Consider the following 20534-nt stretch of genomic DNA (forward strand, 5'->3'; position numbering starts at 1 on the left):
CAAAACACGTCAGTTCATTTCGGTAAAGGCCAGTTTCACCCCCAGCGCGACCAGCACTGCGCCCATGGTGCGGTCAAACCAATGCCCCATACGTGCAAAACCGGTGCGCACACGCTGATGGCTAAACAGCATTGCCACCATGCAAAACCACAGCCCCGTGGCAACTGCCAGATACACGCCGTACCCCGCCTGAATCGACAACGGCGTGTGCGGGTTGATGACCACGGTGAACAACGACAAGAAGAACAACGTGGCCTTGGGGTTCAAACCATTGGTCACAAAGCCCGAGGTAAAGGCGCCGCGTGCGGTGCGCTCGCCCACCGGCAGGGCCGTGGCAAGCGCCGCCGGGTCAGCCGGTTTGGCCCGCAGTGCCTTGATACCGATGTACAGCAGGTAAGCGGCTGCCAGCCATTTCAAGGCGTTAAACAGCACAATCGACTGCGACACAATGATGCCGATACCCAGCAGCGAATACCCCACATGGACAAAAATCGCCGTGCCCACTCCGAACGCCGTAAACATGCCCGCGCGGCGACCGTGGGTCACACTTTCACGCACTACTACGGCAAAATCCGGCCCTGGGCTGGCCACCGCCAACAGGTGAATCAGGGCGACGGTCAAGAATTCTGTCCAATACATGCACGGCTCCATTACAAATTGTTTCTTCTGATAGTCTCGCCACATTACGCCTTCATTTCACAGTACAAAAGGTACAGTTGATGACGAACACTCACCGCGCCGTATTCCTCGATCACCCCTCACTGGACCTGGGCGATCTTGACCTCAGCCCCCTGCGCCAGTGTTTCAACGCGTTGCAGCTGTACACCGACACGACGCCAGCCAACGTGGTCGAACGCTTGCAAGGTGCCAGCGTGGTCATCAGCAATAAAGTCCTGTTGAACGCCGACACCCTCGCCCAGTGTCCGGACCTGAAGCTGATTTTGGTCGCCGCCACGGGCACCAACAACGTTGACCTTGAGGCTGCCCGGGCGCACGGCATGGTTGTCGCCAACTGCCAGGGTTACGGCACCCCCTCAGTGGCACAGCACACCTTGATGTTGCTGCTGGCACTGGCCACGCGCGTAATCGACTACCAAAAAGCCGTGTCCGCAGGCGAGTGGCAAACCGCCAAACAATTCTGCCTGCTGGACTTCCCGATTGTTGAGCTAGAAGGCAAAACCCTCGGCCTGTTCGGTCATGGCGAACTGGGCAGCGCCGTGGCAAAACTGGCCGAAGCGTTTGGCATGCGCGTTTTGCTCGGGCAGATCCCGGGCCGCCCTGCTCGCCCCGATCGCTTGGCCCTGAACGAACTGCTGCCCCAGGTCGATGCCGTGACCTTTCACTGCCCGCTCAATGAGCACACGCATCACTTTATCGGCGCCCCGCAGTTGGCATTGCTCAAGCCCGGTGCCTTCGTCATCAACACCGCGCGCGGCGGGATGATCGACGAACAGGCCCTGGCCGATGCCTTGCGCAGTGGCCATTTAGGCGGCGCTGCCACCGACGTGTTAAGCGTTGAACCGCCACGCGACGGCAACCCGTTGCTGGCGGCTGACATCCCGCGCCTGATCATTACCCCGCACAGCGCCTGGGGCAGCCGCGAAGCCCGGCAGCGAATCGTGGGGCAATTAAGCGAAAACGCCCAAGCGTTCTTCAACGGTACAGCGCTGCGGGTCGTCAGTTGATAAACTGCGCCCCTTTTTGAGGAGCAGATTATGGATCCGCGCAGTGAAGTACTGCTTCGCCAGCCCGAATACTTTCAAGGTGAGGTGCTGTTAGTCGGCCTGCCGCCGGACGATTTGCTGGGCCAGTTACCCAATGCTCACGGTTGGTGCTGGCACGCAGGCGATCAAACCGCACTGGACGCCCGCTTTGCCGGGCGCGTGCACTTCGGGGTTGAATTACCCGAGCGCTCGTTTGACACCGCCGTGGTGTTTTTGCCCAAGTCCAAAGAACTGAGCGACTACGTCCTTAACGCCGTGGCCGCCCGCTTGCCCAATGCCGATGTGTTTTTGGTCGGTGAAAAGAAAGGGGGCATTGAAGGCGCATCCAAACAGCTGGCCGCGTTCGGCAAACCGCGCAAACTCGACAGCGCGCGGCATTGCCAACTGTGGCAAGTCACCGTGGACACCGCACCCGCCGCTCCTGTCCTGGCCCAACTGGCGCAACATTACCAACTGCCGCTGGCCGAAGGTCCGCTCAACGTCGTCAGCTTGCCGGGCGTATTCAGCCACGGCCGTCTGGACCGTGGCAGTGCCTTGCTGCTCGAAAACCTCGACAAACTGCCCAGCGGCCATGTGCTGGACTTCGGCTGCGGTGCGGGCGTGCTCGGGGCCGCCGTCAAACGTCGCTATCCGCACAACACTGTCACGCTGCTCGACGTGGATGCATTCGCCACCGCCAGCAGCCGTTTGACGTTGGCCGCCAATGGCCTGGAAGCCGAAGTGATTACCGGCGACGGTATTGATGCGGCGCCGATGGGTTTGAACTCAATTTTGAGCAACCCACCGTTCCATGTCGGCGTCCACACGGACTACCACGCCACCGAGAACTTGCTGAAAAAAGCAGTCAAACATCTGAAATCAGGTGGCGAACTTCGGATTGTTGCCAACAGCTTCCTGCGCTACCAGCCCCTGATCGAAGAGCACTTTGGCGCCTGCGCGGTCAAGGCCCAAGGCCAGGGATTTCGGATTTACAGCGCCAAGCGTCGATAACACGATTTGAAAAACAAGGCTTGCCGGATCGGATTTGCATAGGCAGAATCCGCTCCGTCCTAGGGGAGTAGTCTCCTCTGAGCTTCACGCTCATCCGGCATACGTCAACATACTTGGTCAACAGACCATGGCGTATGCGACCCAGGTGTCCGCACAGACGGACCAGGGTTTGACAAGACCTATGACACGAACACCTTACCCGGGGCGGGAAGGCTGTACGTGTCATAGCCGTGTCGACCCGCCCCTGGAAACCACCTGATGATGCTCGACTCCTTACTTGTTCCTACTGCAATCGTTGCCTTGGCCGAAATCGGCGACAAGACGCAACTGCTCGCACTCATTCTCGCTGCGCGCTTTCGCAAGCCCTGGCCCATTATTGCCGGCATCGTGGTCGCGACCCTGGCCAACCATGCGGCGGCGGGTGCCGTTGGCGCCTGGTTCAGCACCTTCTTCAGCGATGCAATGCTGCACTGGATTCTTGCGGCGAGCTTTACCGCCACCGCCTTGTGGACGCTGGTGCCGGACAAGATGGACGACGACGAAGCCAGTACCGCACGCAAGTACGGCCCTTTCGTGACCACCCTGATCACCTTCTTCATTGCTGAAATCGGCGACAAGACCCAAGTGGCAACCGTCATGCTGGCGGCGCAGTACCCCGATTTGTGGCTGGTGATTATCGGCACCACGCTGGGCATGCTGATTGCCAACGTGCCAGTGGTATTGGCGGGTAATTTTGCGGCCGACAAACTACCGCTGACCCTGATCCGTCGCCTGGCTGCGGGTGCGTTTGTCGTCTTGGCTGCCGTGGCCGTGTACAAGGCCATGGTGATCAGTGGCTGGGTTTAAGCGCCCGGTTTGAAATCTGCCCTCACCCCCGCCCTCTACCAAAAGCAGAGGGCGGGGGTGAGAGGCCTGCCGTTACTGGGTTTTCGGCGCCTGTTGATAAAGCGGCATCACCTTGGGAATCGCCGCTTCCAATGCTGCAATCCGGCTGCTGGACGCCGGGTGAGTGCTCATGAATTCAGGTGGCGCGTTCTGCGACTCCTGAGCCATTTTCTGCCACAAGGTGATCGCAGCGTTCGGGTTGTAGCCCGCACGAGCCGCCAACTCAAGACCGATCAGATCCGCCTCGTTTTCGTTGCTGCGGCTGTTAGGCAAGGTCAGGCTGTAATTAACCACGGTATCGGCTAATTGCATGCTGTCTTGCCCCAAGCCCAACAACGCGCCCGCCCCCTGCTTGGCGATTTCAATGCCATAGGCTTTGGACATGGACTCGCGACCGTGTTCACGCAAGGCGTGAGCAATCTCATGACCCATGATCGCGGCGATTTCATCGTCGCTCAGCTTGAGCTGATCAATGATCCCGCTATAAAAGATGATTTTGCCGCCAGGGCCGCAGTTGGCGTTGAGCTCATCACTCTTGATCAGGTTGACCTCCCAATCCCATTGCGCAGCATCCGGGCGAAACGCCGGTGCCTGGGCAATCAGTCGGTTAGCGATGGCCTGCAAGCGTTTAGCGTTGGCGCTGGTTTTGTCCAATGCGCCTTTGGTGTTCGCCTCGCTGACCGTTTGCTGGTACGACTGCGCGTACATCTGATCGACCTGCTGGCTGGAGAGCATGCTGAACATGTATTGCTTGCGCTCAACCCCGACCGCACCCGCCTTGGTCGTGTTGACCGCCTGACACCCGCCGAGCAACAGCCCTGCGCCGACCACGCACACTACCGCTAACTTACCCATCACGACTCTCCATAAAGATGGCGCGTATCGTAGCAGACACACCCCTCAACCCGGCGTCAGACATTCCGGCGCATTGAGTTTGGGATCATTGACCAGGTTGGCCAACGGCCGCTCACGCAGCGCCGATTGCGGGCTGGCCAGCAGGGCTTGCAACACATGCAGCGGGGTTTCGGGGTCCAGCCACGCACGCTGGCCCTCTTCGTCCAGAATCAACGGCCGCCGCTGACTGGCGGCCGCCTGAGTGATGACCGCAGTGCTCAACCACTCGTGACCTTCCACCGGATAGGCTTCCCAAATCGCTGCAAAAAACAGTGATGCACCTTCACCCGGTGTCAGCCAATACGGACGCTTACGCGTGGAGCCGCGCCATTCATAAAAGCCGTTGGCCGGCAGCAAACAGCGACGCTGACGAAAGGCATCGCGAAACATGGGTTGTTCGGCCAGGGTCTCCGCGCGCGCATGCGCAGGCGTGCGGGACAGGTCAGTCAACCAGGCCGGGGTCAGGCCCCAACGCGCCCGGGCCAACGTGCGCTGATCCGGCTGCGCCCCCGCCCGCAGGATCAATACCGAGTCATTGGGCGAAATATTCCACTGCGCTTGCTGATCCGCCGGAAAACCGGGCAAAGCTGCAAATGCAGGATTCCAACGAAACAGGGCAAAACGTCCACACATGGGCCAGCACAACTCTTCTATATAGATAGCGGTGAAAAAACGGTCTTTTTAACAGACCAGCACATCCGGAAAACTCTCGGGCTCGTCGCCCGCTACGGGTGAGGCCGCATTGTACGCATCGATCAGCTCGCGCGCGTAAAGCGCTTGATCGTCGGCCACCGCCAAGCCCAACAGCCCCAACGCCGGCAACTCGCCCATCCCACCCACCAGGTCACGCCCCTGAAGGCAGGCCGGTACGCCTTCGCTGGCGAGCATGCCCAACAACAGCTCGGCTTCCATCAAGCTTTGCGGCTCATAAATGCGCTGCATGTCCGTTACTCGTTTTCAGTGCGTACATCGAGCATCCACTCATCACCGTGAATCTGAAGCGTGAAGCAGATCGGCCGACAACATACAGGGCAGTCTTCAATATAGGATTGATCGCCGCCGGAAAGATCAAGCTGCGCATCTACCCGCTCACCGCAATAAGGGCAGTCGTACTGTTCGGTTTCAAGCATCGCGGTCTCCAAAGTAACTTGTGCGTATAATCGCCGGTCTATTTGCAGGGCTATTATTTTTGGCCTGCCTTGTTTACTTACCCTAGCCGTTTCCAACAAGAGAGCATGATGGGCCAATTCGATACCATCCGACCTTACGACGACGCCGAAGTCCCAGCAGTGCTGGCCCGGCTGCTCAGCGACAAGGCGTTTCTAGATATCCTTACCCACTTTCGCTTCCCGCGCCTGGCTGGCGCTTTCGGCTGGCTGTTAAAACCTCTTATAGCGCATCGACTGCGAAAAGAGTTCGCAGGGGTTAACTCTGTCGCCTCATTACAAGACAAGGTCGAGGTCTACGTCGATCGCACGATTGAACACGCAACCGACGGCGTGACCTATACCGGCGTTGAAAACTTGAAGTCGGGCACCGCCTATCTGTTTTTGGCCAACCACCGCGACATCGTGATGGACCCGGCATTCGTCAACTACGCGGTCTACCACGCGGGCCTGCCGACGCCGCGCATCGCCATCGGCGATAACTTGCTGCAAAAACCCTTTGTCAGCGACCTGATGCGCCTGAACAAGAGCTTCATCGTGCACCGCTCGATCACCGGTCGCCGCGAAAAACTCGCGGCTTACCAATTGCTGTCGGCGTACATCAACCATTCGATCCGCAACGATGGTGTGTCCATCTGGATTGCTCAAGCCGAAGGCCGTGCAAAAGACGGTGACGACCGCACTGACTCGGCAATCCTCAAGATGTTTCACATGAGCCGTAAAAGCGAACCCTTCGGCGAAGTCATTCAATCACTGAACATGACCCCGGTGTCGATCAGCTATGAATACGACCCGTGTGATCAGGCCAAAGCGCGTGAACTGTACATCCGCGCCACAACCGGCACGTACAGCAAGGCACCGGGCGAAGATGACACCAGCATCGCCAACGGCATCACCGGCTACAAAGGCCGGGTACACGTTAACTTCGCAGCGCCAATCACTGATGTTTTCGAAGACAGCAAACTGCTGGCCGCCGAAATGGATCGTCAGATCCTGACGGGATACCGACTGTTCCCCGCGCATTACCTGGCCTACGCGCAATGGGCCGAGGCTGACCCGCAATTGCAGGTGCCGGTGGCGAGCGACGTGTTCCCCGCCGATGAACTGGCCAAGGCCCAACAGGAATGGCAACGCCGCCTGGACGCCTGCCCGGTAGAACACCGGCCCTATCTGGTGCTGCAATATGCAATGCCGGTACGCAACCAATACCGCATCAAGGCTGGTCTGGCGCTTTAATCTCCACCCTTAAAGTGTGCTGTCACCGTATCGTCATCCAGAGAGGTCATTCTGTGGCCCCTCTAGACCGACACGGAGTTTGTCATGCTGCACGCCGAAAACCAGGACCACCTTTATCGCATTACGCCCAACGATGAGCAGCAGGCGCTGATCGAAGGTTTAGCGTTCAACGTTCAGGATCGTCACTGGCTGGTGTATTGCGCGCTGAGTGGACACACCCATGCCGACCTGCCCGAACTGGATATGCTCACCGGCGTCAGTCAACTTGAGTTCTACGCGCAAGCTGCCTGAACCCTGCGCGCACAAAAAAGCCCGAACTCAACGAGTTCGGGCTTTTTGCTGTTGAACGGTTACTCGCCCAGCAGACGACCTACCGACGGGTCTTTAAACACGCGGGTCAGGGCATCGCTCAGTACATCGCTCACCAGTTTGGTATTGGTTTCCTGATTCGGTGCCATACCGAAGCGCTGGTCCAGGGACGCGCCATAACGACCACTGTAGGTGCGGCCGCCATTCTTCACGTCAGAACGGAAGGTTGCGCCAATGGTCGCTTCTGTCACGTACATCGAGTCCTTTGGCGACTGATACTTCAGCTCAGCCAGGGTCACGGTCAGTTGCGGGGCATTCATCGCATTGGCCGTCGGGGTGTAGCCCAACAAACGCACAGCGGCTTCAGCCTGGGCTTGCAGTTTCGGGATCAGGTCCGCACTGCTGACACTGATGGCGCTGGTCTCAGGGTACATGCCACCGCGCGTGCCCAAGGTGGGGGACGGACGGCCATCCACCACACGCACCACCACAGGCTGACCGCGACCGACCGGTGCGAGCTGCGTGGTCAGCTTTGGTTGCGGGCTAAGTTGTTGCGGGCTGTGGGCGCAGCCGACCAGGGTCAAACTGGTCACAGTGATCAAACCGAACAACAGGCGTTGCAACATGCTCATCTCTCCAGGACTGGGTAAAACCGGCCGCCAGTATAGCGGTGCTGCGCACCTGTGAACCAGCCGCTTGCTGTCACTGGTCTGTCATGGCCGATACATCAGTGCGTCACGTCTGCATGGCAATGTTCTACACATTCACTCAAGAGGGACTTGCCATGAGCTGGCTAGGGTTGTTACTGAGCGTTACTCGCCCACATCGCTGCTTTGCACGTCTGGATGCATCAGGCCGCTGCCAGGCCTTTAAACAATGCATAAAGCCTCCGGCTGGCGACAACTGGGTCGAAATTGAAGAAGTTCGCCTCAATTGGTTGCACCAGGTATTACCCGCTAACGCCCGCGTGGCCTCGCCTGCAACGCGCTCAAGGGTGCAACCGCTGTTAGGTGTTTGACTCAAACACCAATAAAAGTCATTTAACAGGATCAATTGCCCGCGTTTCTTCGCTACAATCTCCCCCCGATTATAAGGACGTCTCCTGATCGGGCCTCGCAACACCGCTAATACGCGTGTATTGGCACCCCAAACCGCCCACAGAGAGCCGCCCACACAGATTGTGTAGAGCCGGCGCGCTTGCTGTTGATCGTGCACACCCCTCTAAACAATCTGCAGAGCTGCCATGCTGCTCGGCCACTGCGTTCGCCCGTTTTGCCGCACCTGTATTGCAGGTCGTTCACGGGTTTGGTGCCAGGCATGCGGCAGCCCTTTTTTGAGGTTCACGTCTTCAAAAGAGCGTGAAAAAAACGGGTTTTCACAACTTCACAAGAGTGTGGCGAGCAAATGAAAAGTTTTGCGTCTGAACATGCACCATTAGCGTCTGTTACTGCCCCATCCAGCAGGTTCGAAGTCAGCTTTACCGCACAAGACTGAAACCTGTCCGCCTTACGGATTTGGTTGCACAAACGGACGCTCTTGACCTTAAGTCGAATTGCCTCCGGCGCCCTGAAATGCGTTCATATGAACCTTCAAGGCCCGGTTGGTGGCGTCCGCTGAAGCAGCAAGCAATTGCGATGAATCGGACATGGCGATCCTGGCCACGCGTGACCTGAGGCTCTACCTGATCCACGCCTCGGAACACCTGGCAGCTATGCCGTCAATTTGGTGCCGTAGATTTTGGAGACGCGTTAATGGCGCATAACGAAGCAGTCGATGTAGTACTGGTTGGAGCGGGCATCATGAGTGCCACCCTCGCCGTACTGCTCAAAGAGCTCGACCCCGGCATGTCGCTGGAAGTAGTAGAGCAGATGGACTCAGGCGCTGCGGAGAGTTCCAACCCGTGGAACAACGCTGGCACCGGCCATGCCGGACTGTGCGAATTGAACTACACGCCGCAAGCGGCTGACGGTTCGATCGACATCAAAAAAGCGGTGCATATCAATGCCCAGTTCGAAGTCTCGAAACAGTTTTGGGCCTATTTGGCGCAACAAGGGACCTTCGGTTCGTGCAAGTCCTTCATTAGCCCAGTTCCTCACCTGAGCTACGTGCAAGGCGAAAAAGGTGTGTCCTTCCTGAAAAAACGTTATGAGGTGCTGAGCAAGCACCATGCGTTTGCCGACATGGAATACACCGAAGACAAAGCCAAAATGGCCGAATGGATGCCGCTGATGATGCCGGGCCGCCCTGCGGACGAAGTCATCTCGGCGACCCGTGTGATGCACGGCACCGACGTCAATTTCGGCGCCCTGACCAAGCAATTGCTCAAGCATCTGGCCAGCGCTCCCGACACCCAGATCAAATACAGCAAGAAAGTCACCGGCCTCAAGCGTAACGGCAGCGGCTGGACCGTGAGCATCAAAGACATCAACAGCGGCAACACGCGCCACATTGATGCCAAGTTCGTGTTCTTGGGCGCCGGTGGCGCGGCCTTGCCGCTGCTGCAAGCCTCGGGCATCGAAGAAAGCAAAGGTTACGGCGGCTTCCCGGTCAGTGGCCAGTGGCTGCGTTGCGACAATCCGGAGGTGGTCAAGCTTCACCAGGCCAAGGTTTACAGCCAGGCAGCCGTGGGTTCGCCACCGATGTCAGTGCCGCACCTGGACACCCGTGTGGTTGATGGCAAAAAGTCGCTGCTGTTCGGGCCGTATGCCGGTTTCACCACCAAGTTCCTCAAGCACGGCTCGTTCCTTGACCTGCCGATGTCGATCCGTTTGGGCAACATCGGCCCCATGCTCGCCGTCGCTCGCGACAACATGGACCTGACCAAGTACCTGGTCAGTGAAGTACGCCAATCAATGGAGCAGCGCCTCGAATCCCTGCGTCGCTTTTATCCACAGGCCAAAGCCGAAGACTGGCGCCTTGAGATTGCGGGCCAACGGGTTCAGATCATCAAAAAGGACCCGAAAAAAGGCGGCGTGCTGCAATTTGGTACTGAGCTGGTGGCGGCCAAAGACGGCTCGCTGGCTGCGCTGCTGGGCGCCTCCCCCGGCGCCTCGGTGACGGTTTCGATCATGCTTGACCTGATCGAGCGCTGCTTCGCACAACAAGCTACAGGCGAATGGGCCACCAAGCTCAAGGAAATTTTCCCGGCACGGGAAAAAACCCTGGAGACAGACGCCGAGCTGTACCGCGAAATCAGCACACGTAATTCGCAACTGCTTGAGCTGGTCGAACCGAGCAACAGCATCGCATAAGGCCGCTTGATGTAAGCAGCCCACAAAGCCCTCGCCCCTTTTTGGGGCGCGGGCTTTTTTGTTGCACCGCAAAAGCGCATGACAGGCACAACGCCTATTTCATGGTGAACAACACCCGGCTGCCGCCATTACTGACAAAGTCATCGTCGTCTGTGATTGCGATCAAATCGGCCCCACACACGCTCGCAACCTGCCCCATAGACTTGGCATAAACCCGACGGTTTATGTTGGCGCTTCCCGGCTCAAGGTGACTGAAGCCGAACCCGCACACGCGCTCCCCTTGTTGATAGCTAAACGACTCATTGCCCCGCGACTGCGGCAGGTAATAGGTCAATTCCTGGCTGTATCCCGGCTCAATCACAAAGTCATGTCCCGTCGCCTGCGTGTTGTCGAGCCACGAGAAATCTTTGCCCGGTGAGATCGCTGCGGACGTCGCATTATGAATTTCGACCTCCAGTATTTCGTCAATGGCCAGCGCGGCCGAACCCAGCCCGCCAAGCAGCAGACCCAAAAAAAGGCGGGCCAAAAAATCAGGGATTCGTTTCATGGTAGAAGTCCTTTTCAGTAGAGGGGCTCATCGTCCTGATGAGCGGTTAACAGGCTAACTGTCGATTTGAGTATTGTTCGCCCACGCAAAAGCGCCCCGCCGCAAACGGTGCAAGCGGCGTGGGATGGGTCTTTAAACACTAGAGGGAATAAGCGCGGCGGCATCCGGCGGCAACGCCGCCGTCAAATCAAGTCACGCCATGCTGAAAAATCGCGCAGGTGAAATTGACGATTGCTGTGCAATCGGACGTCGCCTTAGGCAACGGCTACGCGTTGCGAGCAGTCTCGATCAGTTGGATATAGTCGGCCGCGTTGCGCTGGTCCTTGATGATGTCGACGAAGGTTTGGCCGTGTTCGTCTTTACCATCCAGGTCGTAGCCCGCTTCTTTGAAAAAGGTCAGGAAACGCTCGAAATCATCAATACGCAAACCACGGTACGCTTTGACCAGTTTATGCAGCGAAGGTGAAGTGGCGTCCACAGGCTCGAAGTCGAGGAACAACTTGATCTGTTCATCGCCAATCTCATCACCAATCAACTGCTTCTTATCTTTACGCATGTCCGACTCCAGCTTGCTGATACTTCACGGGGCACGCAGTTTACCCAAGCCTCAGCGCGCACGCACGCTGCCGGTGTGCAAGTCGGCCCAGATATGACCATTGGCGTACGTCAGAAACTGGCAATAGAGCGTGTCGTTACGCAGCAAATCCATGACCACCCGATACTGGCCGACCGGGTACGACAGCGTCAGGGTTTTAGTCTTACTGTCGAAGGCGGGCTTTTTCAGGCTTTTACTTTCACCATCGAACGAAATCAACACTTCACGCACTGTGGCGCCCTGACTCATCGGCTTGCCTTTCAAGCGCACCAACAATGGCGACGTCACCGGAATCGGCTGTTGATTGGACTGGCGCTGGCTGCCCACTACGACGGAATAAGAGGTGACCAGCATCAGTTGTTGCTGATCGGGTTTCTCGGTGCGCAATTGCAGATCATCGGCAGGCAAAAACTGCGCATGCAAAGGCGAAGTGCTCACGGGCGCGGCCGCCAAAGGCAGACTGGCCACCAACACAAAAGAGGCAACACAACGGGTTAAACGGCTCATGACCAGCTCCGAGAGACGAAGCCAGCACTCTAGCATGGGCTCGCGTTTGTAAACCGGTCTGCGCGACCGGTTTCACAGAGGCGTACAACCTGAGTGCAGGTTGACTCAGCGGCGCACGGGGCGCTTTTGCAATTTGCGTTGCAAGGTCCGGCGGTGCATGCCCAATGCGCGGGCAGTGGCAGAGATATTGCCTTCGTGCTCACCCAGTACGCGCTGGATGTGCTCCCACTGCAAGCGGTCAACCGACATGGGGTTATCCGGCACCAGCGCATCCAGATCGGCGTGCTGGCTCAGCAGTGCCGCGAGCACGTCATCGGCGTCGGCGGGTTTGCACAGGTAGTTGCAGGCGCCGCGCTTGATGGCCTCAACAGCGGTGGCGATGCTCGAATAACCGGTGAGGATCACCACGCGCATTTCCGGGTCAAGTTCCAGCAATTTAGGCAGCAAAACCAACCCCGAATCGCCGTCCATTTTCAGGTCCAGCGCGGCATAGTCGGGAAGGTCCTGCTGGGCCAGTAACAGCCCCTCTTCGGCAGAGCCTGCGGTGCTCACGCGAAAACCGCGTCGGCTCATGGCGCGTGCCATCACGCGGGTGAACGTGGCGTCGTCGTCAACCAGCAGCAAATGCGGCAGTTCTTCGCCTTCGACCTGAATTTCTTCACTCATTTTCGTTTCCTCGGGCGACACGGGGCAGGCGCAGCTCGGTGAGCGTGCCGCCATCCTCGTGACTGTAGAGTTTTACCGAGCCACCAGCGCGTGTCACGCTGGCTTTGCTCAAGAATAGGCCCAGGCCGAAACCTTTGCCCTTGGTGGTAAAAAAGGGTTTGCCAATTTGTTCGGCGATGGCCAACGGTACACCTGCACCGTGGTCACGAATACTGATGGTCAAATCCACAGCATCCCAATCCACGGTCACTTCAAGCCCTTCCGGGCAGGCATCCGCCGCGTTATTGAGCAGGTTAAGCAGCGCCTGGGTTAAATCGGGCGGCGGTGCCAGACGCGGGATCGGCGCATGGCCCAGGCACTGAAAGCGATACGTCGCTTCGGGGCGCATCAAATGCCAGCGATTGAGTGCTTCATCCAGCCATTGAGTGACGTCCTGCACCTCAACCGCCAGACGACGATTGGCTTCGGCTGCGCGCACCAATTGTTGCAAGGTTTGCTTGCACAGCTGGACCTGGTCTTGCAGCACGCTCAGGTCGTCTTGCAAGTCTGGATCAGGGTGTTCGCGGCGCATCTCTTTGATCAGCACACTCATGGTCGACAACGGTGTACCCAGCTCGTGAGCAGCGCCAGCGGCTTGGGTGGCCACGGCCAAAAGTTGCTTGTCTCGCAGACCTTCTTCACGGCGCAAGGCTCGCAGTTCCTCTTGACGACGCAGCTCTTCGGCCATTTTGGCGGCGAAGAACGTGATCACGGCAGCCGACAAGGCAAAACTCAGCCACATGCCGTAGATCTGTAGTTTTTCGCGGAAGAACGCAACGGTGTCCAGGGGATAGGATTGCACCAGCAGCAAGGTGTACAGCGCCAGCGCGATCCCCGACAGCACCACCGAAAACCGCCACGGCAGCGTGACCGCAGCAATGGTCAGCGGCACCAGGTAATACGAAACAAACGGGTTGGTGGAGCCGCCCGAAAAATACAGCAAGGCACTGTGGATAAACAGATCACAGGCCAGTTGCAACGCGTATTCCAACTCGGTCACCGGCCACGTGGTGCGCAACCGGATCGCGGTAAAAGCACACAACAGCATCGAGCAGCCGAGGGTCACGCAGAGCTGAAACCAGGGCAGCGGCAACAAATCAAACAGGTAGGCGATCCCCACCGAACCCGCTTGAGCAGCGAGCACCAAGGTGCGGATAAGCGTAAGGCGCCAGAGGTTCTGACGTGTCGCAGACATTAACTGTACGGGGGCGAGCATGAGCTCTCCTGATGAGCGCTCCAGGCGGATCGCCGGGAGTATAACCAAGCTGATGGCAACACAGGCAAACGTGCGGCAATGAGCCACAGTGTTTTTTTACAGAATACGGCTACTCACGCGCCTGGTTTGAGCGGACAACGCCGTCCATGCCTTCACCAACGCTGGCGCCTTGACACATGGGTATATGTATCAAAAATGTAATCGGGCGAACTGAAATCCATTTATCAGAGTCTTATTGCTCAGACGCAGGCCTGCATGACCACACCTGCGTACCTCACCCAAGGAGCCTTCATGTCTATGTTCCCTCGTACTGCCGCCCTTCTGACCCTGAGCATTGGCGCACTGGCCAGTCTGCCCGCGCTGGCCGCCGATGACCTGCATTACAACCAGATCTCGTTGCGCGCCGAAGCCAGCCAGGAAGTGCCGCGCGATCTGATGATCGTGACCTTGTACACCGAAGCGCAAAACACCGACGCCGCCAAGCTGGCCGCAGAAATCACCACCGCCATGAACAAGGCGATTGGCCAGGCCAAGCAGGTTAAAGACGTGACGTTGCGCCAGGGCAGCCGTAACAGCTACCCGATCTACGACAACAAAACCCAGAAGATCACGGGCTGGCGTGAACGCGCCGAACTGCGCCTGGAAAGTGCAGACTTCGCAGCCCTGTCCAAGCTCACCGGCGACCTGATGCAAACCCTGAAAATGGGCAACATGCAATTCGCGGTCGGTAATGCTGCGCGCAAAACCAGTGAAGACACCCTGCTCAAAGATGCCGTGAATGCGTTCAAGACTCGCGCGCAACTGGCCACCGATGCGCTGGGCGGCAAGGGTTACAAAATCGTCAGCCTGAACCTCAACAGCAACGGTTATCCGCAACCCTACATGCGCAGCCCGATTATGATGAAAGCCGCTTCTGCTGACATGGCGGCGGCACCCACCCCAGACGTTGAGGCGGGCACCAGCGAAGTCAGCATGAGCGCTGACGGGGTGATTGAAGTGCAAATGCAATAACGCCCTTCCCCCCCTTGAAAAAGCCCCTGAAGCGGCTGCGCTCCAGGGGCTTTTTCGTAGGCGAAAAAGCCTAAGACACGTCTGAATCAATATAAAGATATGACTTACACAGTTAATCGTTATCAGCTGACATCTTTTCAAGGCGAGAGTCTAGATAAGTAACACCCCTGACCTAAAACAGTGCAACCGGTGACTGCGTAGCGGCAAAAGCTGTAACGAAATGCTTCTAAAATCGGCGCGCAAACGATCAAATGCGTCATAAATTACATAAATGCGACATTCCTGTACGATCGTTCCACGAAAATTGCGTTCAACGGCTAAGACATCTTGCATTGGGTATAGGCCGTGCATAAGTATCGCCGGGTCGACTCACAAGGTCGCCCTCAAACCAAAAATGACAAAAATCATGAGGCCACCATGTTCAAACACGCGGTCATTCCGTTTTTAGTGGGCGCCAGCCTGCTGGCAAGCGCACCTTTCGCTCACGCAGCGACCAATCTGGTGTTTTGCTCTGAAGGCAGCCCAGCCGGTTTTGACCCGGGCCAATACACCACCGGTACCGACTTCGATGCGTCGGCCGAAACCATTTACAACCGCCTGAGCCAGTTCGAACGTGGCAGTACACAGGTTGAGCCTGGCTTGGCGACGAGCTGGGATATCTCCCCGGACAACTTGACCTACACCTTTCACCTGCGTGACGGCGTCAAGTTCCACACCACGCCGTACTTCACGCCTACACGCGATTTCAACGCAGATGACGTGCTGTTCACCTTCAACCGCATGCTCGATAAAGACATGCCGTTCCGTAAGGCCTACCCCACCGAATTCCCGTATTTCACCGACATGGGCATGGATAAAAACATCGCCAAGGTGGAAAAACTTGACGACAAAACCGTCAAGTTCACCCTGAACACCGTCGATGCCGCGTTCATCCAGAACATGGCCATGCACTTCGCTTCTATCGAATCGGCTGAATACGCCGACAAACTGCTCAAGGAAGGCCGACCGGCTGACATCAACCAAAAGCCGATTGGCACCGGGCCGTTTGTCTTCAAGAGCTACCAGAAAGATTCCAACATCCGTTACACCGGTAACAAAGATTACTGGAAGCCCGAAGACGTCAAAATCGACAACCTGATTTTCGCCATCACCACCGACCCGTCGGTGCGCATCCAAAAGCTGAAAAAGAACGAATGCCAAGTCACGATTTACCCGCGCCCTGCTGACCTCGCCGCCCTGAAAGCCGATAAAGCCCTGCAAATGCCTGATAAACCGGGCTTCAACGTGGGTTACATCGCTTACAACGTGATGGACAAGGTCAAGGGCAGCAACGAGCCTAACCCGATGGCCCAGCTCAAGGTGCGCCAGGCACTGGACATGGCCGTCAACAAACAGCAAATCATTGATTCGGTGTACCAGGGCGCTGGCCAACTGGCCGTCAACGGCATGCCGCCAACGCAATGGTCCTACGACGACACCATCAAAGATGCACCGTACAACCCTGAAAAAGCCAAAGAGTTGCTCAAAGAAGCAGGCATCAAACCCGGCACAGAAATCACCCTGTGGGCCATGCCGGTACAACGCCCGTACAACCCCAACGCCAAGCTGATGGCCGAAATGCTGCAATCGGACTGGGACAAGATCGGCATCAAGGCCAAGATCGTCACCTACGAATGGGGCGAGTACATCAAGCGTTCCAAAGGCGGTGAAAACGGCGCGATGTTGATCGGTTGGAGCGGTGACAACGGTGACCCGGACAACTGGCTCGGCACCCTGTTTGGTTGCGACGCCATCAACGGCAACAACTTCTCCAAGTGGTGTAACCCCCAGTTCGACGCGCTGATCAAGGCGGCCAAAGCCACCACCGACGTGGCCGAACGCACCAAGCTCTACAAACAGGCGCAACACCTGCTCAAAGATCAGGTTCCGATGACACCTATCGCACACTCGACGGTGTATCAGCCGATGCGCAGCAACGTACAGGACTTCAAGATCAGCCCACTCGGTCTGACGTCCTTCTACGGCGTAGGCATCAGCAAGTAAAAAAGGACCGGTGAATGCGACCTGTAAGTCGCATTCACTTATCTGCCAGGACGGCGGAAATCCCCCTCATCCTTAAGCCACTCTGTACTACAGAGAAAGCTATAGGACGCCGAGATATTTCCTACGAACTTGTCAGGCCCGACGCATTTACGGCGGCTCTTTGACCTCTTAACGTCTTTGAGCCACCCGCGAACAGCGCCGGGAGTCAAACCGTAGTGGATGGTATCGACGCCTTGAGTGTGTTGGCCCGTACGTGCAGCGCTCAGGACACAAAAACAAGAAAAAGGACTAGGAACGCTATGCGTAATCCTCTGGTTTTATCGGTTCTGCTCAGCGCTGGCGTCCTTGCCGGCAGCCCCTTGGCCCATGCCGCCAACAGCCTGGTGTTCTGCTCCGAAGGCAGCCCGGCAGGCTTTGACACCGCGCAATACACCACCGCCACCGATAACGATGCGGCCGAACCGATTTACAACCGCCTCGCCGAGTTTGAAAAAGGCGGCACCGCAGCAGGGCCGGCACTGGCCACCCGCTGGGACATTTCCGAAGACGGCCTGACCTACACCTTCCATCTGCGTCCCGGTGTGAAGTTTCACACCACTAAATGGTTTACCCCGACCCGCGATTTCAACGCCGATGACGTGCTGTTTACCTACAACCGCATGCTCAATCGTGACCACCCGTTTCGTAAGGCGTACCCCACCGAGTTCCCCTACTTCAGCAGCATGAGCCTGGACAAGAACATCGCGCGCGTTGAAAAAACCGACCCGATGACGGTTGTCATCACGCTCAACTCGGTCGACGCCGCGTTCATCCAGAACATCGCCATGAGCTTTGCCTCGATTTTATCGGCCGAATACGCCGACCAGCTGCTCAAGGAAGGCAAGCCCAGCGACATCAACCAAAAGCCGGTGGGCACCGGGCCGTACGTGTTTCAGCGTTATCAAAAAGACTCGAACATCCGCTATGCGGCCAACAAGGACTATTGGGACCCGAGCCAGGTCAAACTCGACAACCTGATTTTCTCGATCAACACCGACGCCTCGGCACGCATGCAAAAACTGCGTAAAAACGAGTGCCAGGTCTCGCTCAACCCACGTCCGGCCGACGTTGCCAGCCTCAAGCAAGACCCCAAACTTCAGGTCATCGAAAAGCCCGGTTTCAACCTTGGTTACATCGCCTACAACGTGCGGCATAAACCCTTCGACCAGCTCCAGGTGCGTCAAGCACTGGACATGGCCGTCAACAAAGACAGCATCCTGACCGCCGTGTATCAGGGCGCGGGGCAGAAAGCAGTCAATGCCATGCCGCCCACCCAGTGGTCGTATGACGACAGCATCAAAGACGCGCCCTACAACCCCGAAAAAGCCAAAGAGATGCTCAAGGCTGCCGGGGTCAAGGAAGGCACAGAAATTACCCTGTGGGCCATGCCCGTACAGCGTCCGTACAACCCCAACGCCAAGCTGATGGCCGAAATGCTGCAGTCGGACTGGGGCAAGATCGGGCTTAAGGTCAAGATCGTCAGCTACGAATGGGGCGAGTACATCAAGCGCACCAAAAATGGCGAACATGACATCAGCCTGATTGGCTGGACCGGTGACAACGGTGACCCGGACAACTGGCTCGGCACGCTCTACAACTGCGACGCGATTGGCGGCAACAACTACTCCATGTGGTGCAACAAGGAGTACGACACCCTGGTCAAGAACGCCAAGATCGTGACCGACCGCGATCAGCGCACGGTGCTCTACAAGCAAGCCCAGCAACTGCTCAAGCAACAAGTGCCGATCACACCCATTGCCCACTCCACGGTTAACCAGCCGCTGAGTGCCAAAGTGCAGGGCTTTACCGTGAGCCCGTTTGGCCGTAACGCCTTCTCCGGCGTGAGTATCGACGACTAACCCCTACCCCGCGTTTGTCAGTGTCATCAGGCCGCATGGGGCGGCCTGCTGAACACTGCGGCCAAGTGGTCGCAAGCAAACGTTTGCAGTGCTCAAACTCGTTCCACAACAGCCAGCTCAACATATAAAGAGCGGCAATAAAAAAGTAGCAGAGGAGCCTCAACCATGAGAGTCACAAGCAGCGCGTTACTCGCTTTATCCATCAGCAGCCTTGCGGCGATGGCACAAGCAGAAGAGATGAGCCAGGCGTTTGTGCCCACCGAAGTCAAAACCGGTGCCAGCAGCCAAAGCGAAGCCAGCGGCTTCGTTGAAGGCCAAAGCCTGGGCGGTACAACGCGCAACTGGTACGCCAACGAACTGAAGCGCAACAACGGCCGTTTCACCTACAACGACCACGGCGTGGAAAAAACCACACCGCGCCGGATCAACTGGGTGCAAGGCACCATCATTGATTACAGCTCGGGCTTCACCCAGGGCACCGTGGGTTTCAAAACCCAAGTGGCGGCCTACAACGCCATTGCGCTGGACCGTGATGTCGGTGACATCGCCGGTAAAAACAACCGCACCCTGACCCACAGCGATGGCGATGCCGTTGGCCAGTGGAGCAAGCTGGGCCTGGCGAACCTTCAGGCACGCGTGTCCAACACCACACTGGTGGTGGGCCGACAGAACTTCAGCAGCCCGACCATCGATGTGATCGGAAACCGCGCACTGCCTTCCAGCTTCCAGGGGGTGGGGCTGCACAGTGAAGAGTTCAACAACCTGTCGTTCGACGCTGGCTCCTTTGACCGCGTATCGCCGCGCACCGAGCAAGGCCTGAAGAAGTTTCGCTCGGAATACAGCGACAGCGCCAAGGTCACCACTGACCGCGCCAGCGTGGCCGGCCTCAACTACCAGCCGTTCAAGAGCCTGAAAACCTCGCTCTATGCCACCCACGTTGAAGATTTCTGGAACCAGTACTACTTTGGCGCGGTACACGATCTGGGCGACAACGCAGTCCTGGGGCTCAACACCAACCTCAACTACTACAAAACCATCGACACCGGCAGCAAGGCCATGGGGGATATCAACAACGATACCTTCAGCCTGGCCTTCGGCCTGACTCACCAGGCACACACCGTCACCCTGTCGTACCAGCAAGTGATCGGTGACGAGTACTTCGACTACCTGCACGAAACCAACGGTATTTACCTGGCCAACTCCCTGTTGTCTGACTTCAACGGCCCGAACGAAAAATCGGTGCAGTTGGCGTACAGCATCAACATGGCGCAGTACGGCGTGCCGGGCCTGAAATTCAACGCCTACCATGCGCGTGGCTTTGACATTGACGGCACCAAATACAAAGGCACCGCCTATGACGTGAAGAAAATGGACGGCGAAGACCACTCCGAGTACAGCATTGGCACGTCCTATGCAATTCAAAGCGGTCCACTGAAAGCCACCGCGATTCGCGCCACCTACACCACGCACCGCGCCAGCAAATTCCAGTCTGACGGCAACATCAACGAGTTCCGTGTGGTCACCACCATTCCGTTCAACATCCTTTAACCCTGCCGC

Annotated in this window: 22 protein-coding genes and 1 riboswitch; of the genes, 11 read left to right on the forward strand and 11 right to left on the reverse strand. The window is 57.5% G+C overall.

Annotation, left to right across the window (positions count from 1 at the left end):
* Window positions 1-9: 9 nt before the first annotated feature.
* Window positions 10-639, reverse strand: coding sequence for a LysE family translocator (locus tag AP059_RS19540; RefSeq protein ID WP_048362535.1), 630 nt, complete (start codon window positions 637-639; stop codon window positions 10-12).
* Between the two features lie 80 nt (window positions 640-719).
* On the opposite strand from AP059_RS19540, the gene AP059_RS19545 reads away from it, so the two are divergent.
* The 3 genes from AP059_RS19545 to AP059_RS19555 all read left to right on the forward strand — a co-directional run bounded on the left by AP059_RS19545 (window position 720) and on the right by AP059_RS19555 (window position 3560).
* Window positions 720-1685 (forward strand): 2-hydroxyacid dehydrogenase, encoded by a 966-nt coding sequence (locus tag AP059_RS19545; protein WP_059765118.1) that lies wholly within the window; start codon window positions 720-722, stop codon window positions 1683-1685.
* A 30-nt stretch (window positions 1686-1715) separates the two neighbouring features.
* Window positions 1716-2714 carry a class I SAM-dependent methyltransferase gene (locus AP059_RS19550; protein WP_059765119.1) on the forward strand — a complete coding sequence of 333 codons (999 nt, stop codon included), beginning with the start codon at window positions 1716-1718 and terminating at the stop codon, window positions 2712-2714.
* A 49-nt stretch (window positions 2715-2763) separates the two neighbouring features.
* Window positions 2764-2885, forward strand: a riboswitch (yybP-ykoY riboswitch).
* Between the two features lie 90 nt (window positions 2886-2975).
* The gene (locus tag AP059_RS19555) at window positions 2976-3560 is read left to right on the forward strand and encodes a TMEM165/GDT1 family protein (RefSeq protein WP_048363013.1); all 585 of its coding nucleotides are present in this window, start codon (window positions 2976-2978) and stop codon (window positions 3558-3560) included.
* A gap of 72 nt (window positions 3561-3632) precedes the next feature.
* On the opposite strand, the gene AP059_RS19560 is transcribed toward AP059_RS19555, so the two are convergent.
* The 4 genes from AP059_RS19560 to AP059_RS19575 are packed head-to-tail and all read right to left on the reverse strand — an operon-like array spanning window position 3633 to window position 5623.
* On the reverse strand, window positions 3633-4454 hold the full coding sequence (locus AP059_RS19560) for a M48 family metallopeptidase (protein ID WP_059765121.1): 822 nt from the start codon (window positions 4452-4454) through the stop codon (window positions 3633-3635).
* 45 nt (window positions 4455-4499) lie between these two features.
* Window positions 4500-5126 (reverse strand): SOS response-associated peptidase, encoded by a 627-nt coding sequence (locus AP059_RS19565; protein ID WP_059765123.1) that lies wholly within the window; start codon window positions 5124-5126, stop codon window positions 4500-4502.
* A 48-nt stretch (window positions 5127-5174) separates the two neighbouring features.
* Window positions 5175-5435 (reverse strand): putative signal transducing protein, encoded by a 261-nt coding sequence (locus AP059_RS19570; protein ID WP_059765127.1) that lies wholly within the window; start codon window positions 5433-5435, stop codon window positions 5175-5177.
* 5 nt (window positions 5436-5440) lie between these two features.
* Window positions 5441-5623, reverse strand: coding sequence for a CPXCG motif-containing cysteine-rich protein (locus AP059_RS19575; RefSeq protein ID WP_059765129.1), 183 nt, complete (start codon window positions 5621-5623; stop codon window positions 5441-5443).
* Window positions 5624-5731: 108 nt separating this feature from the next.
* Here AP059_RS19575 and AP059_RS19580 point away from each other — a divergent pair, with 108 nt between their 5' ends.
* On the forward strand, window positions 5732-6895 hold the full coding sequence (locus AP059_RS19580) for a 1-acyl-sn-glycerol-3-phosphate acyltransferase (RefSeq protein ID WP_177332410.1): 1164 nt from the start codon (window positions 5732-5734) through the stop codon (window positions 6893-6895).
* A gap of 84 nt (window positions 6896-6979) precedes the next feature.
* Window positions 6980-7186, forward strand: a complete 207-nt coding sequence (locus AP059_RS19585; protein ID WP_059765133.1) for a hypothetical protein — start codon at window positions 6980-6982, stop codon at window positions 7184-7186.
* A 59-nt stretch (window positions 7187-7245) separates the two neighbouring features.
* On the opposite strand, the gene AP059_RS19590 is transcribed toward AP059_RS19585, so the two are convergent.
* Complete coding sequence (locus tag AP059_RS19590; RefSeq protein WP_059765135.1) at window positions 7246-7830, reverse strand: YajG family lipoprotein; 585 nt, start codon at window positions 7828-7830, stop codon at window positions 7246-7248.
* A gap of 158 nt (window positions 7831-7988) precedes the next feature.
* On the opposite strand from AP059_RS19590, the gene AP059_RS22830 reads away from it, so the two are divergent.
* Both AP059_RS22830 and mqo read left to right on the forward strand, forming a co-directional pair.
* A complete protein-coding gene (locus tag AP059_RS22830) occupies window positions 7989-8222 on the forward strand; it encodes a hypothetical protein (protein WP_082706837.1) in 234 nt (77 codons plus the stop codon).
* A gap of 733 nt (window positions 8223-8955) precedes the next feature.
* On the forward strand, window positions 8956-10455 hold the full coding sequence (mqo, locus tag AP059_RS19595) for a malate dehydrogenase (quinone) (protein ID WP_059765138.1): 1500 nt from the start codon (window positions 8956-8958) through the stop codon (window positions 10453-10455).
* 94 nt (window positions 10456-10549) lie between these two features.
* Here the strand turns inward: mqo and AP059_RS19600 are convergent, their stop codons facing one another.
* The 5 genes from AP059_RS19600 to AP059_RS19620 all read right to left on the reverse strand — a co-directional run bounded on the left by AP059_RS19600 (window position 10550) and on the right by AP059_RS19620 (window position 14025).
* Window positions 10550-11002 carry a hypothetical protein gene (locus tag AP059_RS19600; protein ID WP_059765140.1) on the reverse strand — a complete coding sequence of 151 codons (453 nt, stop codon included), beginning with the start codon at window positions 11000-11002 and terminating at the stop codon, window positions 10550-10552.
* A gap of 265 nt (window positions 11003-11267) precedes the next feature.
* Window positions 11268-11558: a PA4642 family protein gene (locus AP059_RS19605; RefSeq protein ID WP_048362523.1), complete on the reverse strand. Its 291-nt coding sequence runs from the start codon at window positions 11556-11558 to the stop codon at window positions 11268-11270.
* Between the two features lie 51 nt (window positions 11559-11609).
* On the reverse strand, window positions 11610-12104 hold the full coding sequence (locus AP059_RS19610) for a hypothetical protein (RefSeq protein ID WP_059765143.1): 495 nt from the start codon (window positions 12102-12104) through the stop codon (window positions 11610-11612).
* 105 nt (window positions 12105-12209) lie between these two features.
* Entirely contained in the window at window positions 12210-12770 is a 561-nt protein-coding gene (locus AP059_RS19615) for a response regulator transcription factor (protein WP_059765145.1), read from the reverse strand.
* On the reverse strand, window positions 12763-14025 hold the full coding sequence (locus tag AP059_RS19620) for an ATP-binding protein (protein WP_059765147.1): 1263 nt from the start codon (window positions 14023-14025) through the stop codon (window positions 12763-12765). The genes AP059_RS19615 and AP059_RS19620 overlap by 8 nt, the downstream gene beginning before the upstream one ends.
* A gap of 291 nt (window positions 14026-14316) precedes the next feature.
* Here AP059_RS19620 and AP059_RS19625 point away from each other — a divergent pair, with 291 nt between their 5' ends.
* The 4 genes from AP059_RS19625 (at window position 14317) to AP059_RS19640 (ending at window position 20525) form a co-directional block, all read left to right on the forward strand.
* Entirely contained in the window at window positions 14317-15036 is a 720-nt protein-coding gene (locus AP059_RS19625; protein ID WP_059765149.1) for an SIMPL domain-containing protein, read from the forward strand.
* A gap of 417 nt (window positions 15037-15453) precedes the next feature.
* Window positions 15454-17079: an ABC transporter substrate-binding protein gene (locus AP059_RS19630; protein ID WP_048362518.1), complete on the forward strand. Its 1626-nt coding sequence runs from the start codon at window positions 15454-15456 to the stop codon at window positions 17077-17079.
* 299 nt (window positions 17080-17378) lie between these two features.
* On the forward strand, window positions 17379-18977 hold the full coding sequence (locus tag AP059_RS19635; protein WP_059765151.1) for an ABC transporter substrate-binding protein: 1599 nt from the start codon (window positions 17379-17381) through the stop codon (window positions 18975-18977).
* 165 nt (window positions 18978-19142) lie between these two features.
* The gene (locus tag AP059_RS19640) at window positions 19143-20525 is read left to right on the forward strand and encodes an OprD family porin (RefSeq protein WP_048362516.1); all 1383 of its coding nucleotides are present in this window, start codon (window positions 19143-19145) and stop codon (window positions 20523-20525) included.
* The last annotated feature ends 9 nt before the right edge of the window (window positions 20526-20534 follow it).

Source organism: Pseudomonas sp. TAA207 (assembly GCF_001529285.1).
GTDB lineage: Bacteria > Pseudomonadota > Gammaproteobacteria > Pseudomonadales > Pseudomonadaceae > Aquipseudomonas > Aquipseudomonas weihenstephanensis.